Below are 15,131 nucleotides of genomic sequence, written 5' to 3'. Positions count from 1 at the left end.
CCGTAATCCCTTTGGCCTTAGGTGGCGTAGAACATCTTCTCGAAAACCGCCCTGGCCCGACGACTCAGCCGGAGGTAGTCCTCCTCAAAATGGCCGGCGTTCCCGGGCGGGTAGCCGCACCAACGCGCAACAGCTTCAAGGTCCTTGCGCGAGGAAGGCAGGACATCGGAGGCACGCCCGGTCACGATCACATTGGCCGACCGGATGCGGCTGGCCAGACGCCAAGCATCCCGCAGCAGTGACGCGTCGTCCCTGCCGATGAACCCCAACTCCCCAGCGGCAGCCAGGGCCTCAAGGGTGGAGCTGGTCCGCAAAGCGGGATGCTTCCCGGCATGCTGCAACTGAAGCAGCTGCACCAGCCACTCGACGTCGCTCAGACCACCACGGCCAAGCTTGACGTGCCTGGCGGGATCTGCGCCCCGGGGCAGCCGTTCAGACTCTACCCGCGCCTTGATCCGCCGGATCTCCCGAACATCCTGCTCCTGCAGTTTCTGCGGATACCGGATGGGATCGATCAGCTTAACGAAGTCTGCCGCCAACTCATCGGAACCAGCCATGGGACGGGCACGCAGCAGCGCCTGGGCTTCCCAGATCAAAGACCACCGGCGGTAATACTCAGCATAGGAGTCCAAGGACCGCACCATCGCACCGTTCTTGCCTTCCGGCCGGAGGTCGGCGTCCACCATCAGCACCCGCTCGGCCATGATTGCCGGCTTGAGCGGCTGTGTGAGGAAGCCGGAGACCTTGGCGACGATCGCCGTCGCCTGTTCCTGCGCCTCGGCATCGCTGAAGCCAGGGCGGGCACGGTGCACATACATCACATCCGCGTCCGAGCCGTAGCCGATCTCGCGGCCGCCCTGCCTACCCATGGCAACCACAAGTACATCGGTTTTCAACGGGCCTGAGCCAGCCACTACGGCCTCGGCCACATGCAGGGCTCCCAGTACGGCAGCGCGGTCAGTCTCGGCCAAAGCCAAACCGACGGCGTCCTGGTCAAGGAGTCCGGCGCTGTCCGCAATGGCTGTCCTGAGGATCTCGCGTCGCCGGATCAACCGGATAAGCCTCATGGCACTCTCAGGGTCAGGATGCCGGGACAGCTTGGATTGGATTTCCTGCCATTGGGCTTCGAAACGAACGGGGGCCAATTCCTTGTCGCTGCCAAGCCACGCCACGGACTCCGGTGATACTTCCAGGAGGTCCGAAATCAAACGGGAATTGGCCAGGACCTGGCATAGGCGTTCGGCGGCAGCCTGCGAATCACGGAGCAGGCCCAGGTACCAGTGCGTGGTGCCAAGGGCTTCGCTGACCCGGCGGAACGCAAGCAGGCCGGCATCGGGGTCGACGCCCTCAGCAAGCCAACCCAGAAGGATCGGCAGCAACTGCCGTTGCAAAGCAGCACGGCGGCTGACGCCCGCCGTCAAAGCTTCAATGTGTCGCAGAGCTCCCTGGGGATCCAGGTAGCCGAGAGCCGCCAGCCGGCCCTGGGCTGCCTCAGGACTGAGCTTTGCGTCTTCGCTGCTCAACTTCGCAGCAGTGTTGAGCAGCGGACGGTAGAAGATCCGTTCATGGAGTTCCCGCACGGACTTCTTGGTCTTTTGCCATGCAGCCATGAGCTGGTCCGGATGGGGGCGCTCAAGGGAAAACGGACCCAGGACAGCTTTGGCCAGGAACCGCTGGGCATCCTCAGCCACTGGCATCAGGTGGGTGCGCCGCAGCTGGAACAGCTGGATCCGATGCTCCAGCAAGCGGAGGTACCGGTAAGCGCTGTCGAAGGCAGCGGCATCGGCACGCCCGATGTAGCCACCCGCCGAAAGTGCGGCGATGGCCGACGTCGTGTCTTTGCAGCGGAGGGATTCATCGGACTTGCCGTGTACCAACTGCAGCAACTGGACGGTGAACTCGACATCCCGCAGTCCGCCACGTCCCAGCTTGATCTGCCGCCGCTCCTCGGATGCGGGGATGTAGTCGGTCACCCTGCGGCGCATCGCCTGCACGGACTCCACAAAGCCCTCACGGCCGGCAGAAGACCAGACCAACGGCTCCACGGCCTTTTCATAGCGCTGGCCAAGTTCCCGGTCGCCGGCGATGGTCCGCGCCTTGAGCAGCGCCTGGAACTCCCAGCTTTCGGCCCACCGTGCGTAGTAGCTCAGGTGGGAAGGAAGGGTGCGTACAAGAGGGCCAGATTTTCCTTCCGGGCGGAGATTCGCATCCACTTCCCAGAGGCCCGGTTCGGGAGCAAAGGAGGAAATTGCCCGGGAAATACCCGAGGCCAGGGCGGTCCCGATGGTGGACGCCCGGGCATCCTCCAGCTCTTCGGACTCGATGACATAGATGACATCGACGTCCGAAATGTAGTTCAGCTCGCGGGCTCCGCATTTGCCCATTCCGATGACGGCCAGTCCGACGTCGGCGATGTCGTCAGCGTCGTAATGGCCTGCCGCTTCAGCCCGGGATACGGCAAGGGCGGCTTCGATCGCGGCACCGGCGAGGTCGGCCAGTTCAGCTCCGGCTGCAGGCATGAAGTCCTGGGGCGAAGCTGCACACAGGTCTTTGATGGCGAGCTCAGTCAGGCCCCGGCGGTACGCCGTCCGCAATGCGGCATAGGCGGGCTGCCCGGTGATGCCTGCCACGGGCCTGTGGGCGCCGGGCTCAGCCTTGACGGAACGAAGCAGTGTGGCGCGGAGCTCGTCGCTGGAAGCCTGCAGGGGCTCCGGACTGACAGGAGCATCAAAGACATCCAGGTGCTCAGGCCGGCGCATCAGGAACTCCCCCAGCGCCTCCGAGGCCCCCAGCAAACGGTACAGGGGCTCGCAGGTGTCCGGATCCGCCGCGGCCAGCTTCTTCAGGCCAGGATTCTTCTCAATGAGCCGGACCAGTGACTGCAGGGCTGTATCGGGACTGGCCGCCATGGAAAGGCCGGCAAACAGTGCGTCCTCGTCAATACCCTCAAGCTCGGGGGCAGCAAGGAAGCGCTCCCCCTTCTCAAGGTCGCTGAATCCGGCTGAGATGAGCCGTCGTGCAAGGCTCACTGGCCCTGCCTAAAGAATGCCGAGGTTGCGCTGCAGCTCATAGGGGGTGACCTGGAGCCTGTAATCCTGCCACTCTGCCCGCTTGTTGCGGAGGAAGTGCTCAAAAACCTGCTCGCCGAGGATTTCGGCCACCAGTTCGGATTCCTCCATGGCCCGGATGGCGTCGTGGAGGCTGGCCGGAAGAGGCGCGTGCCCCATCGCCTTGCGCTCCGCGGTGGTCAGTGACCATACGTCGTCCTCAGCGGCAGCGGGAAGCTCATAGCCCTCCTCGATGCCCTTCAGGCCCGCCCCGAGCAACACGGCGTAGGCCAGGTAAGGGTTGGTGGCGGAGTCGATGCCACGGTATTCGATCCGCGCAGACTGTCCCTTGCCGGGCTTATAGAGCGGAACGCGGACCAGCGCAGACCGGTTGTTGTGTCCCCAGCTCAGGTAGCTCGGGGCCTCGCCGCCGCCCCAAAGCCGCTTGTAGGAGTTCACGAACTGGTTGGTGACAGCCGTGAATTCCGGAGCGTGCTTGAGGATGCCGGCAATGAACTGGCGTGCGGTCTTGGAGAGCTGGAACTCCGCACCGGCTTCGAAGAAAGCGTTGGTGTCGCCCTCGAACAGCGAAAAGTGCGTGTGCATGCCGGAACCGGGGTGGTCGGTGAACGGCTTGGGCATGAACGTGGCGTAGGTACCCTGCTGGAGCGCAACTTCCTTGATGACGGTACGGAACGTCATGATGTTGTCCGCGGTCTGAAGCGCATCGGCGTAACGAAGGTCGATCTCGTTCTGCCCCGGGCCGCCCTCGTGGTGGCTGAACTCCACGGAGATGCCCACGGATTCGAGCATGGTGACCGCAGTACGGCGGAAGTCCTGTGCCACACCACCGGGAACGTGGTCGAAGTAGCCGCCCTCGTCCACAGGTACCGGCGAGCCATCCGGGCCCAGGTCCTTGGACTTGAGCAGGTAGAACTCGATCTCAGGGTGGGTGTAACAGGTGAAGCCCATGTCCGCGGCCTTGGCCAAGGTCCGCTTGAGGACGTTGCGGGGGTCCGCGGCCGACGGTTCGCCGTCCGGAGTCAGGATGTCGCAGAACATCCGTGAGGTTTGTTCGGTCTCACCACGCCAGGGCAGGATCTGGAAGGTGGAGGGATCCGGCTGCGCGAGCATGTCGGATTCGAACACACGCGCCAGGCCTTCGATCGCTGAGCCATCAAAGCCAAGGCCTTCTTCAAAGGCACCCTCGACTTCGGCGGGCGCAAGCGCCACCGATTTAAGGGAACCCACGACGTCGGTGAACCACAAGCGTACGAAGCGCACGTCACGCTCTTCGATTGTCCGCAGAACGAACTCTTGCTGGCGGTCCATAGGGCCTCTTTTCCGATTCGTTGTCCATGCCGCTGGTTTCAAGGGACAGAAGCCACGGCAGCTCAGCCTTCACTCTACTAAGAGTTCCCCCCTAAAGCCGCAGCAGTAGCTGCGTGTAACACACCGTTTACAAAAGGTGACGCTGGGCACACTGCTGGCAGCCGCCGTCGGCACCGCTTAGGCTCTATCCATGGCCCCGAGCAACCTTCCTGAGTCCACCACGCCCGCCGAAGTTTCCGCCCCTTACGGAAGCGGTCCCGGAACCGGTGCGCAGGCGCCATCAGCGACCGGCAGGAAGCCGGCCGGCCGGATACGGATCCACCACCTCCAGCAGGCCAAGGACAACGGCGAACACTTCGCCATGCTGACCGCGTATGAGCAGTACGCGGCGGAGATCTTCGACCAAGCGGGAATCGAAGTGCTGCTTGTCGGCGATTCGGCGTCCAACAACGTCTTCGGCAACGAAACCAGCCTTCCCGTCACCGTGGATGAGCTTCTTCCCCTGACCCGGGCAGTGAGCCGCGCAGCCAAGCGGGCATTGGTCATTGCCGACCTGCCTTTCGGCAGTTATGAGGTCTCTCCCGGCCAGGCCGTGGCTACCGGCGTGCGCTTCCTGAAGGAAGGCCTTGCACACGCGGTCAAGATCGAGGGAACCGCGTACTACGCGGACACTGTCAAAGCGATGGTCCAGGCAGGCATCCCCGTCATGGCGCATATCGGCTTCACACCGCAAAGCGAACACTCCCTCGGCGGTTACCGCGTCCAGGGGCGTGGGGATGACGCGCAGCGGCTCGTGGACGACGCTGTGGCCCTCCAGGATGCCGGAGCGTTCAGCGTCCTGATGGAAATGGTCCCCGCGGAAACGGCCGCCATTGTGGACGCTGCGTTGCGCGTACCAACGGTGGGCATCGGAGCAGGCAAGAGCACCACGGGCCAGGTCCTCGTCTGGCAGGACATGGCGGGACTCCGGGGCGGCAAGATGGCCAAGTTCGTCAAGCAGTACGCAGACCTGCGCACAACCCTGACCGACGCAGCTGCCGCATTCGGCGAGGACGTCCGGTCCGGGCAGTTCCCCGGACCGGAACACTCCTTCTAGGCAGGCCTTGGCTAATCGTCGTCCTGGGCATCCCAGGCGTCATTGCGGGCTTTGACCTTCTCCAATGCGTGCTCGGCTTCTTCCCTGGTTTTGTAGGGGCCAATCAGCTGGGTCCAATCGGACATGGCGTCCTCTTCGATCTCGTGCGTCTTGACGTTGTACCAGTACTCCGTCACGTCTCCTCCTCATCGCCGGGGCCGTTGAACGCGTAACGTTGGCGCGGCCACAGGAGCCTTGCCGTGCATTGTTACTTACGTCTCTTGCGTGCCTTATATGATCAATCTATGCCTTCTCTTGCTTCGACTGCACCCATTGGCGCCCTCACCCCGGGAACCATCAGCCCTGAACGCCCCGTCCCCGCATCGATTCCCCGGCCGGAGTACGTCGGCAAGAAGGCGCCTGCGAAGTTCACGGGCTCCGAAGTGAAGTCGCCGGAGACGATTGAGAAGATCCGCGTAGCAGGCAGGATTGCCGCCCAGGCGATAGTAGAAGTAGGAAAGCACATCCAGCCGGGTGTCACTACCGACCAGCTGGACAAGATCGGCCACGAGTTCCTCCTGGATCACAACGCCTACCCGTCCACCCTGGGCTACCGGGGGTTCCCCAAGTCCCTCTGCTCCTCCCTCAACGAGGTGATTTGCCACGGCATCCCGGACTCCACCGTGGTCCAGGACGGCGACATTCTTAACATCGACATCACCGCCTTTATTGACGGTGTGCATGGGGATACCAACTACACTTTCCTGGTTGGCGACGTGGATGAAGAGTCCCGTCTGCTGGTTGAGCGTACGCAGGAGTCGCTCAACCGGGCCATCAAGGCCGTGGCCCCGGGCCGCGAAATCAACGTAATCGGCCGTGCCATCCAGTCCTACGCCAAGCGCTTCGGTTATGGTGTGGTCCGGGACTTCACAGGCCACGGCGTGGGTGAGGCCTTCCACACGGGCCTCATCATTCCGCATTACGACGCAGCCCCGGCATACAACACCGTGATCGAGGCGGGCATGGTGTTCACCATCGAGCCCATGCTTACCCTCGGCACCATCGAATGGGATATGTGGGCAGATGACTGGACAGTCGTCACCCGCGACCACAAACGAACGGCCCAGTTCGAACACACGCTGCTGGTCACTGAGACCGGCGCGGAAATCCTTACCCTTCCCTGAGCTCACCGGAAGGTCCAAGCAGCCCGGCCGGCTGTGCCTTGCCCATCCCCTCCTGCCATGATCGGAAATGCATTGTCCAAGAAGGATGAGAAAACCCACAAGAACGCGCCGCTGATCGGTATCGACATCGGCGGTACCGGCATCAAAGGCGGCATCGTCGACCTCAAGAAGGGGAAGCTGATCGGCGACCGCTTCCGGGTCCCCACACCGCAGCCTGCTACACCGGAAGCGGTGGCCGATGTCGTAGCCGAGATTGTCGCGGAGCTGTCCAAGCGTCCCGAGGCCCCGGCAGCGGACTCCCCGGTGGGCGTCACTTTTCCCGGCATCATCCAGCACGGCGTTGTCCACTCCGCAGCAAATGTGGACAAGTCCTGGCTCGAAACCGACATAGACAAGAAGTTCACCGAGCGCCTCGGCCGTCCGGTTGAGGTCATCAACGACGCCGATGCAGCGGGCCTCGCGGAAGCACGTTACGGAGCCGGTGAAGGTGTCGACGGTACCGTCCTGGTGATCACCCTGGGAACGGGCATCGGGTCAGCATTCATCTTCAACGGCCAGCTGGTCCCCAACGCCGAGCTCGGCCACCTTGAGGTGGACGGACATGACGCCGAAACCAAAGCATCCGCCGTGGCCCGCGAACGGGATGGCCTCAGCTGGGACGAGTACGGCGTGTTGCTCAACCGCTACCTCCAGCACGTGGAATTCCTGTTCTCCCCTGAGCTCTTCATCGTGGGCGGTGGCATCTCCAAGCGCTCGGACGAGTACTTCCCGCACCTGGACCTCCGTACCAGGATCGTGACTGCAAAGTTGAAGAACGACGCCGGCATCGTGGGCGCAGCCCTCGAAGTTGCCCTGCACCACAAACTCGCCAAGTAACCCGGACATGGCCGAGGCTACAGAAAGCGGCTCAGGCATCGCGATCGTCACCGGCGCAAGCCGCGGGATTGGCGCTGCCGTCGCCCAAGCAGCGGCCTTGGCGGGATACGGTGTCGTCGTCAATTACTCGTCTGACGCCGCGGGCGCGGATGCCGTGGTTAACAGCATCCGCGCCCGCGGCGGCGAGGCACACGCCGTCCGGGCAGACGTCAGCCAACCCGCCGACGTCGAGCGTTTGTTTGACGAAGCTGCGCGCCGCGGACCCGTGACTGCCGTTATCAACAACGCAGCCATCACGGGCGATCTGATCGGGCCGCTGGTGGACGTACCCTCGGGGACTGTTCAGCGGGTATGCGACGTTAACATCGCCGGCCTGATCTATATGTGCCAGGAAGCTGTCCGGAGGCTCTCGTTGGATTCCGGCGGACCCGGCGGTTCCATCATCAATATTTCGTCGACGGCCACCAAAGCCGGTTCTCCCGGAACCTGGGTCCACTACGCCGCAACCAAAGGCGCAGTGGACGTTCTGACCGTGGGCCTGGCTGCCGAGGTCGCCAAACAGGGAATCCGGGTTAACGCCGTAGCGCCCGGAAGCACGAACACCGGGTTGCATGCCGCAGCCGGAATGCCGGATCGTGTGGAGAGGCTCAATCCCACCATTCCCATGGGCCGCGGAGCCGAACCCGAGGAAATCGCGGCAGCTGTGACGTGGCTGATGTCCGATGACGCCGGGTACATCACGGGTGCAGTGCTGCCGGTCTCCGGCGGCCGCTGATACGGCCATGCCTTGGTGCCGGTGGCGGCTGCGGCTTCCCCTCCGCTGCCGCCACCGGAGCTAGAGTTGGCTCGCCTCGGAGCCTTTGGGTTGCTTGCTGCCCGTTTTTGCGTGAGCTTCATGCTCGTGTCGGAGCAGCGAAATAGCGGATTCGAAGTCTTCCAATGATTCGAAGGCCTGGTACACACTGGCGAAGCGGAGGTAGGCAACCTCGTCCAATTTGCGGAGCGGTCCAAGGATGGCGAGCCCGACCTCGTGGGCATCAATCTCCGCCGCGCCGGATGAGCGGATGTTTTCTTCAACTTCCTGGGCAAGCATGGCGAGGTCGTCCTCGGTCACCGGCCGCCCCTGGCAGGCCTTGCGGACGCCGCTGATGACCTTGATGCGGCTGAATGGTTCACCCACGCCGGAGCGTTTGATGACGGAGAGGCTGGTTGTCTCCACCGTGGTAAACCGGCGGCCGCATTCCGGGCATTGCCGACGGCGGCGAATGGAAGAGCCGTCGTCCGCCATGCGGCTGTCGACAACACGGGAATCGGGATTCCGGCAGAACGGACAATACACGCTGGGCCTCCCCTGACAACTCCGGCACGGGCACCACCCGGCAAGCCGCCGGATGCGCAAAAGGTGCCGGAAGATTCACTTCCGGCACCAGTTTACGTAGGTACACACCGTAATGACAAGCTTGTAATTACTACATGTAGTGGTGGTGACCCTTATATGTAGTGGTTGACCTGCTATTCGAAGCGGATCCGCACCGCATCTCCGTGACCCGGCAGGTCCTCGGCACCGGACAGGCTCACGATGTGGCTGCTGACCTCCTCCAGGGCACCGCGGTCGTAGTTGATGACCTGGACGGCCCGCAGGAAGGTGGTCACGTTCAGTCCGGAGGAGAACGCCGCCGTGCCGCTGGTGGGCAGGACGTGGTTGGATCCGGCGCAGTAGTCGCCGAGGCTGACAGGGCTGTAATCCCCCACGAAGATGGCCCCGGCGTTGTGGATGCGTCCGGCTACCGCTGCGGCATCCGCCGTCATGATTTCCAGGTGCTCCGCAGCGTAGGCGTTGCAGACTGCAATCCCCTGCTCAAGGTCATCCACGAGGACCACGCCGGACTGCGGGCCGGAGAGGGCCTCAAGAACACGGGCGCTGTGCTTGGTTGCCGCCGCCTGACGCGCCAGCTCACGCACGACGGCGTCAGCGAGTTCGGTCGAATCCGTCACCAGGACTGAGGCTGCTTTGGGATCGTGCTCTGCCTGGCTGATGAGGTCGGCCGCCACAAGCGGGGCTTGGGCAGTGGAGTCAGCGAGGATGGCGATCTCCGTAGTGCCCGCCTCCGAGTCAATACCCACCACGCCCTTGACCAGCCGCTTGGCCGTGGCCACGAAGATGTTGCCCGGGCCTGTCACGACGTCCACAGGTTCGATGGGCAGTTCGTCCCCCGAGCCCGGAATCCCGTAGGCGAAGGACACAATGGCCTGCGCACCGCCGATGGCGTAGACCTCATCAATGCCCAGAAGCTTGGCGGCCGCGAGAATAGTGGGGTGCGGAAGTCCGCCAAAGTCCTTCTGCGGCGGTGAGGCCAGGGCGATGGATTCGACGCCGGCGGCCACCGCAGGAACGACGTTCATGATGACGGAGGACGCCAACGGAGCGAGTCCCCCGGGAACGTACAGCCCCACCCGGCCCACCGGAATCCAGTTCTGGCTGACGACTGCACCGTCCCCCAGCGAAACGTCCACGTTGCGGGGTCGCTGCCGGTCGGCAAACTGCCGAGCCCTGCTGATTGACTCTTCAAGGGCGGCCCGGACGTTGGGATCAAGCCCGGCGAGAGCCTGGGTCAGGGCCTCCGCGGAAACCCTTGGATGCGACTGCTCAACGCCGTCGAACGTGCGTGCCAGCTCGGCCAAGGCACTGAACCCGCGGCTGCGAACGGCGGCAATGATGTCCTGGACCTTCTGTTCCGCATCCGCCATGGTCTGATGGCGCGCCCTGGGAACAGCTCCGCGGAGTTCCGCCAGGGTGAGGCGACGACCCCGGAAGTCAATGCTCCGGAAGTTAAGGGCGGCTGGGGCGGAAGTATCGGAGGAAGTGGTCACCCCGCTATTTTACGGGCTTCTTGGAGAGAACCCCGAATAAAGACAGGACGAAGGTGACAAACGCCGTCGCACCGGTCCATAGCAGGAGGACAGCATAGGACCGGAGCGTGAACCCATAACCAGGGCCGAGGGCCGGGTTGGCTGGAGGACCCCATAGCTGGGCGGCCAGCAAGCCGGTCAGCCATGCGAGGAGTGCACCCGCCGCACCCCCGAGAAGCGCCAACACCAAACGCCGGGAGGCGCTGGCACCCTCGAGCTTGCCATCGAGCATGAGCCCGGCAGCGCATCCCGATACCAGCATCAAGGCCGCCAGGATCAGGTCACGCGGGAGCCACGACTCAGGGTTGTCAGGATTCGACAGCTCGGGATTGCCGGAGACGAGGTTGAGGCCGCCCGGAGCCAGCAACCACCAGAGCAGCCCCACAACAATTCCGGAAGCGGCCAGGACAACCAGCCAAAGGAAGTCCCGCGCCGGGCGGGAAGCGGTGGCCGGAGCCGGTTCGGAAGCAGCTTGGAGGTTCACACTGGGCTCGGTCATGCACTCACATTAACAAAGGTTCACGCTGGCTCCGCAAAATAGGGGAACCGCTGCGTGGGAGGAATACTCTGGGAGGAGAGCATAGGCCCACCCCAGGAGAACACCACCGTGGCAAGCGAACCATCCGGCTTCGAACAGACTTTCAGGGAGATGTTCCGCAGGCACGCCGCCGGAGTCGCCATCATTACGGCCAACCTCAACGGCAAACCCTTTGGTTTCACCGCAACATCCGTGGCATCGCTGTCCGCCGAGCCGCCCCGTTTCACCTTCAACATGGCCAGGAGCTCCAGTTCCTGGCCCGCCGTCGCGAACGCGGAATATATCGGTGTCCATATGCTGGGGCTGGAGAACCAGGCGTTGGCCGACAGGTTCGCACGGACCCGCGACAGGTTCGACGGCGACCACTGGGAACCCGGCCCCCACGACGTTCCCATCCTCAAGGACGTCAGCGGCTGGCTGGTCGGCAAGATCCAGATGCGCTTGTCTTTTGAGAACAACGCAGTGGTTGTGGTCGAGGTCGTCGACGGCCAAGTGGGCGGGGAAGGGACCCCGCTGCTGTACCACGGCGGCGCTTACAGCAAGCCTGCGCCGCTCGACTACGAGATCTGACTACCGCGGGCCCGGCTGTCAGTTGTCCAGACAGGCCGGACCGAGCAGGACCTTGAGGTCTCCAAAGAGCGACGGACTGGGATTCACCCGAAGATGCACTGGCAATCCCATGACCTCCACCTTGGTATCACCCATCAGCTTCAACCGGACCTCCGAGTTCCCGCGGTGGGTGCGAAGGACGTCCCGCAGATCCGTTACCACTGCCTCCGTGGCCTTGAACGTGGGAATGGTGATCACGACTGGACCGTTGACGCTTTCGCTCAGGTCCGGCACCGACAGTTCCATGCAGTTCAATGTCACGGCGCCGTCATCCCGGCGCTGCAGGCGCCCCTTGACCACAACGATCAGGTCTTCGGCCAGCACAGAAGCAATGGGGCCGTAGACCTGGCCGAAGAACATGACCTCCATTGATGCACCGAGGTCCTCGATCTCCGCCCTGGCATAGGCATTGCCGCTGGCCTTGGCGATCCTGCGGCTCAGGGAGGTGATCATGCCTGCAATGGTGACAATGGCGCCGTCGTGTGGTCCGTCCTCGGCGATGATCGACGCAATGGACTGCTCGGCGTGCTGGCTCAGGACACCCTCCAGCCCCTGCAGGGGGTGGTCTGAAACGTACAGTCCCAACATGTCGCGCTCGAAGGAGAGTTTGTCCTTCTTTTCCCATTCAGGGAGATCGGGAATTTCCGTGGTCAGCGAAGCTTCCGGTTCCTGGTCTTCGAACCCGGCGAAGAGGTCGAACTGGCCAATGGCCTCGTTTCGCTTGAGCGTGATCACCGAATCAATGGCTTCTTCGTGGATCATCGCCAGCGCCCTGCGATGGTGGCCGAGGGAATCGAAGGCGCCCGCCTTGATCAGCGATTCAATGGTGCGCTTGTTGCACACCACCGCCGGGACCTTGAGGAGGAAGTCCTTGAAGGACGTGTAGTTTCCCTCCGTTGCCCGGGTGGACACCATCGCGTCCACCACGTTGACACCAACGTTGCGGATGGCTCCCATGCCGAAACGGATGTCCTGGCCCACCGGGGTGAAGTTCAGCGACGATTCGTTGACGTCCGGCGGAAGCACCGTGATGCCCATGCGCCGGCACTCATTGAGGTAGATCGCGGACTTGTCCTTGTCATCACCCACCGAGGTCAGCAGTGCGGCCATGTACTCCGGTGCATAGTGCGCCTTCAAGTAGGCAGTCCAGTACGAAATAACCCCGTACGCGGCCGAGTGCGCCTTGTTGAAGGCGTAGTCGGAGAACGGAAGCAGGATGTCCCAGAGCGTTTTGACCGCGGCCATGGAGTAGCCGTTGTCCTGCATGCCTTGGGAGAACCCGGCGAACTGCTTGTCCAGTTCGGATTTCTTCTTCTTACCCATCGCGCGGCGAAGGATATCTGCCTGGCCAAGCGAGTAACCGGCCAGTTTCTGGGCGACGGCCATGACTTGCTCTTGGTAGACGATCAGGCCGAAGGTGCCACCAAGGATCTCCTTGAGCGGCTCTTCCAGCTCCGGATGGATGGGAATGACTTCCTGGATGCCGTTCTTGCGCAAGGCATAGTCCGTGTGGGCGTTGGCGCCCATGGGACCCGGCCGGTACAGGGCCAGGACGGCGGAGATGTCTTCGAAGTTGTCAGGCTTCATGAGCTTGAGCAGCGACCGCATGGGTCCGCCGTCGAGCTGGAACACGCCCAGGGTGTCGCCGCGGGCCAGAAGCTCATACGACGCGGCGTCGTCCAGCGCGAGGTTTTCGAGATCCAGGTCCACGCCGCGGTTCATCTTGATGTTTTCCAGGGCGTCCGAAATGATCGTGAGGTTTCGGAGGCCCAGGAAGTCCATCTTGATCAGGCCGAGGCCTTCAGAGGTGGGGTAGTCGAACTGCGTGATGACCTGGCCGTCCTGGAACCGCCGCATGATCGGAATAACGTCGATGATGGGGTCCGAGGACATGATGACGCCGGCGGCGTGTACACCCCATTGGCGCTTCAGGCCCTCAATGCCCAGCGCCGTCTCGAAGACCTTGGCTGCCTCCGGGTCGGTGGCAATGAGCTGCCGGAAGTCCCCGGCCTCGCTGTAGCGCTTGGACTCCGGATTCTGGATGTCCGCGAGGGGAATGTCCTTGGCCATGACGGCCGGCGGCAGGGCCTTGGTCAGCTGCTCGCCCATGCTGAACGGATAGCCCAGCACGCGGGAGGAGTCCTTGAGCGCCTGCTTGGTCTTGATGGTTCCGTACGTCACGATCATCGCCACGCGCTCGTCGCCGTACTTCTTGGTGACGTAGTCGATCACTTCCGAACGGCGACGATCATCGAAGTCGACGTCGAAGTCAGGCATGGAAACGCGGTCCGGGTTGAGGAAGCGTTCGAAGATCAGACCGTGCTGGAGGGGGTCGAGGTCGGTGATGCGCATGGCGTAGGCAACCATGGAACCGGCACCGGAACCACGTCCGGGACCCACCCGGATGCCGTTGTTCTTGGCCCAGTTGATGAAGTCGGCCACCACGAGGAAGTACCCGGGGAAACCCATTGAGGTGATGACGCCAAGCTCGTAATCGGCTTGTTTGCGGACCTTGTCCGGGATGCCCTGGGGGTAGCGGTACTTCAGGCCGGCGTCGACTTCCTTCACCAGCCACGAGGTCTCGTCTTCGCCTGGCGGGCAGGGGAAGCGGGGCATGTAGTTGGCGCCGGTATTGAAGGAAACTTCGCAGCGCTCGGCGATCAGGAGCGTGTTGTCGCAGGCTTCCGGATGGTCACGGAACAGCTCCCGCATTTCCTGCGGTGATTTCAGGTAGTAGCCACTGCCGGAGAAGGCAAAGCGGGACCCGCCGTTGTCGTAGGTTGGCTCAAGCAGAGTGGAACCGGACTGGATGGCCAACAGGGCTTCGTGCGCCTTGGCATCGTGTTCGTGCGTGTAGTGGAGATCGTTGGTGGCCACCAACGGCAGGTTGAGCTCCTTGGCCAGGCGGAGCAGGTCGCCGGTGACGCGCCGCTCAATGTCCAGACCGTGGTCCATCAACTCGCAGAAGTAGTTTTCCGCGCCGAAGATGTCGCGGAACTCGGCTGCGGCTTCCACGGCCTCCCGGTAGAGTCCCAGGCGGAGCTTAGTTTGGACTTCTCCGGAGGGGCAGCCCGTGGTGGCAATGAGGCCTTCGGAATAGGTGTTGAGCAGTTCACGGTCCAGGCGCGGCCACTTACCGAAAACAGAATCCAACGACGCAATCGACGAGGCCCGGAACAGGTTCCGCATGCCCACGTTGTTGTAGCTCAGCAGGGTCATGTGGGTGTAGGAGCCACCGCCGGAAACGTCGTCCTTGCGCTGGCTCTCATCGCCCCAACGGACCCGCTCTTTGTCACCGCGGGCCGTTCCCGGGGTCACATAGGCTTCGACGCCGATGATCGGCTTGATGCCTTTATCCGTCGCCTTGCGCCAGAAGTCGAAGGCGCCAAACAAATAGCCGTGGTCTGTGGTTGCGAGGGCCGGCATGCCCAGGCGCTCAGTTTCGTCGAACAACTCCCCCAGCCGTGCCGCTCCATCCAGCATGGAGTATTCGGTGTGGGTGTGAAGGTGGACGAACGAATCATTGCTGGAAGTCACCACGACAGTCTACCGTCCCGGGT

Annotated in this window: 12 protein-coding genes; 5 read left to right on the top strand and 7 right to left on the bottom strand. The window is 63.1% G+C overall.

The genetic code is table 11. The annotated features are described in order from the left end of the window. Positions 1–17: 17 nt before the first annotated feature. Both HMI60_RS01315 and glnA read right to left on the bottom strand, forming a co-directional pair. Positions 18–3,029 (bottom strand): bifunctional [glutamine synthetase] adenylyltransferase/[glutamine synthetase]-adenylyl-L-tyrosine phosphorylase, encoded by a 3,012-nt coding sequence (locus tag HMI60_RS01315; protein WP_193590407.1) that lies wholly within the window; start codon positions 3,027–3,029, stop codon positions 18–20. Positions 3,030–3,038: 9 nt separating this feature from the next. Further along, positions 3,039–4,379 (bottom strand): type I glutamate--ammonia ligase, encoded by a 1,341-nt coding sequence (gene glnA / locus HMI60_RS01310; RefSeq protein WP_018779314.1) that lies wholly within the window; start codon positions 4,377–4,379, stop codon positions 3,039–3,041. A 190-nt stretch (positions 4,380–4,569) separates the two neighbouring features. Between glnA and panB the strand changes: the two genes are divergently transcribed. After that, a complete protein-coding gene (gene panB, locus HMI60_RS01305; protein ID WP_055977763.1) occupies positions 4,570–5,475 on the top strand; it encodes a 3-methyl-2-oxobutanoate hydroxymethyltransferase in 906 nt (301 codons plus the stop codon). 11 nt (positions 5,476–5,486) lie between these two features. Here the strand turns inward: panB and HMI60_RS01300 are convergent, their stop codons facing one another. Next, positions 5,487–5,651 carry an SPOR domain-containing protein gene (locus HMI60_RS01300; protein WP_011774435.1) on the bottom strand — a complete coding sequence of 55 codons (165 nt, stop codon included), beginning with the start codon at positions 5,649–5,651 and terminating at the stop codon, positions 5,487–5,489. A 108-nt stretch (positions 5,652–5,759) separates the two neighbouring features. Between HMI60_RS01300 and map the strand changes: the two genes are divergently transcribed. The 3 genes from map (at position 5,760) to HMI60_RS01285 (ending at position 8,289) form a co-directional block, all read left to right on the top strand. Next, positions 5,760–6,638 carry a type I methionyl aminopeptidase gene (gene map / locus HMI60_RS01295; protein WP_055977766.1) on the top strand — a complete coding sequence of 293 codons (879 nt, stop codon included), beginning with the start codon at positions 5,760–5,762 and terminating at the stop codon, positions 6,636–6,638. Positions 6,639–6,710: 72 nt separating this feature from the next. Then, positions 6,711–7,514: a polyphosphate--glucose phosphotransferase gene (ppgK, locus tag HMI60_RS01290; RefSeq protein ID WP_018779311.1), complete on the top strand. Its 804-nt coding sequence runs from the start codon at positions 6,711–6,713 to the stop codon at positions 7,512–7,514. A 7-nt stretch (positions 7,515–7,521) separates the two neighbouring features. Further along, on the top strand, positions 7,522–8,289 hold the full coding sequence (locus HMI60_RS01285) for an SDR family oxidoreductase (RefSeq protein WP_193590406.1): 768 nt from the start codon (positions 7,522–7,524) through the stop codon (positions 8,287–8,289). A gap of 60 nt (positions 8,290–8,349) precedes the next feature. Here the strand turns inward: HMI60_RS01285 and nrdR are convergent, their stop codons facing one another. The 3 genes from nrdR to HMI60_RS01270 form a co-directional block, all read right to left on the bottom strand. Further along, the gene (gene nrdR, locus HMI60_RS01280; protein ID WP_193590405.1) at positions 8,350–8,853 is read right to left on the bottom strand and encodes a transcriptional regulator NrdR; all 504 of its coding nucleotides are present in this window, start codon (positions 8,851–8,853) and stop codon (positions 8,350–8,352) included. Positions 8,854–9,026: 173 nt separating this feature from the next. Beyond that, a complete protein-coding gene (gene hisD, locus HMI60_RS01275) occupies positions 9,027–10,385 on the bottom strand; it encodes a histidinol dehydrogenase (RefSeq protein ID WP_193590404.1) in 1,359 nt (452 codons plus the stop codon). Between the two features lie 4 nt (positions 10,386–10,389). Next, positions 10,390–10,923 carry a hypothetical protein gene (locus HMI60_RS01270; protein ID WP_193590403.1) on the bottom strand — a complete coding sequence of 178 codons (534 nt, stop codon included), beginning with the start codon at positions 10,921–10,923 and terminating at the stop codon, positions 10,390–10,392. Positions 10,924–11,031: 108 nt separating this feature from the next. On the opposite strand from HMI60_RS01270, the gene HMI60_RS01265 reads away from it, so the two are divergent. Then, complete coding sequence (locus tag HMI60_RS01265) at positions 11,032–11,532, top strand: flavin reductase family protein (RefSeq protein ID WP_018779306.1); 501 nt, start codon at positions 11,032–11,034, stop codon at positions 11,530–11,532. Positions 11,533–11,550: 18 nt separating this feature from the next. Here the strand turns inward: HMI60_RS01265 and dnaE are convergent, their stop codons facing one another. Then, positions 11,551–15,108, bottom strand: a complete 3,558-nt coding sequence (dnaE, locus tag HMI60_RS01260) for a DNA polymerase III subunit alpha (RefSeq protein ID WP_193590402.1) — start codon at positions 15,106–15,108, stop codon at positions 11,551–11,553. Between the last annotated feature and the right edge of the window lie 23 nt (positions 15,109–15,131).

The sequence above is a fragment of the Paenarthrobacter sp. YJN-D genome (genome assembly GCF_015040335.1).
Lineage (GTDB): Bacteria > Actinomycetota > Actinomycetes > Actinomycetales > Micrococcaceae > Arthrobacter > Arthrobacter nicotinovorans.
The sequence above is the reverse complement of the archived record's forward strand: the minus strand, read 5'-3'. Positions and strand labels throughout refer to the sequence as shown.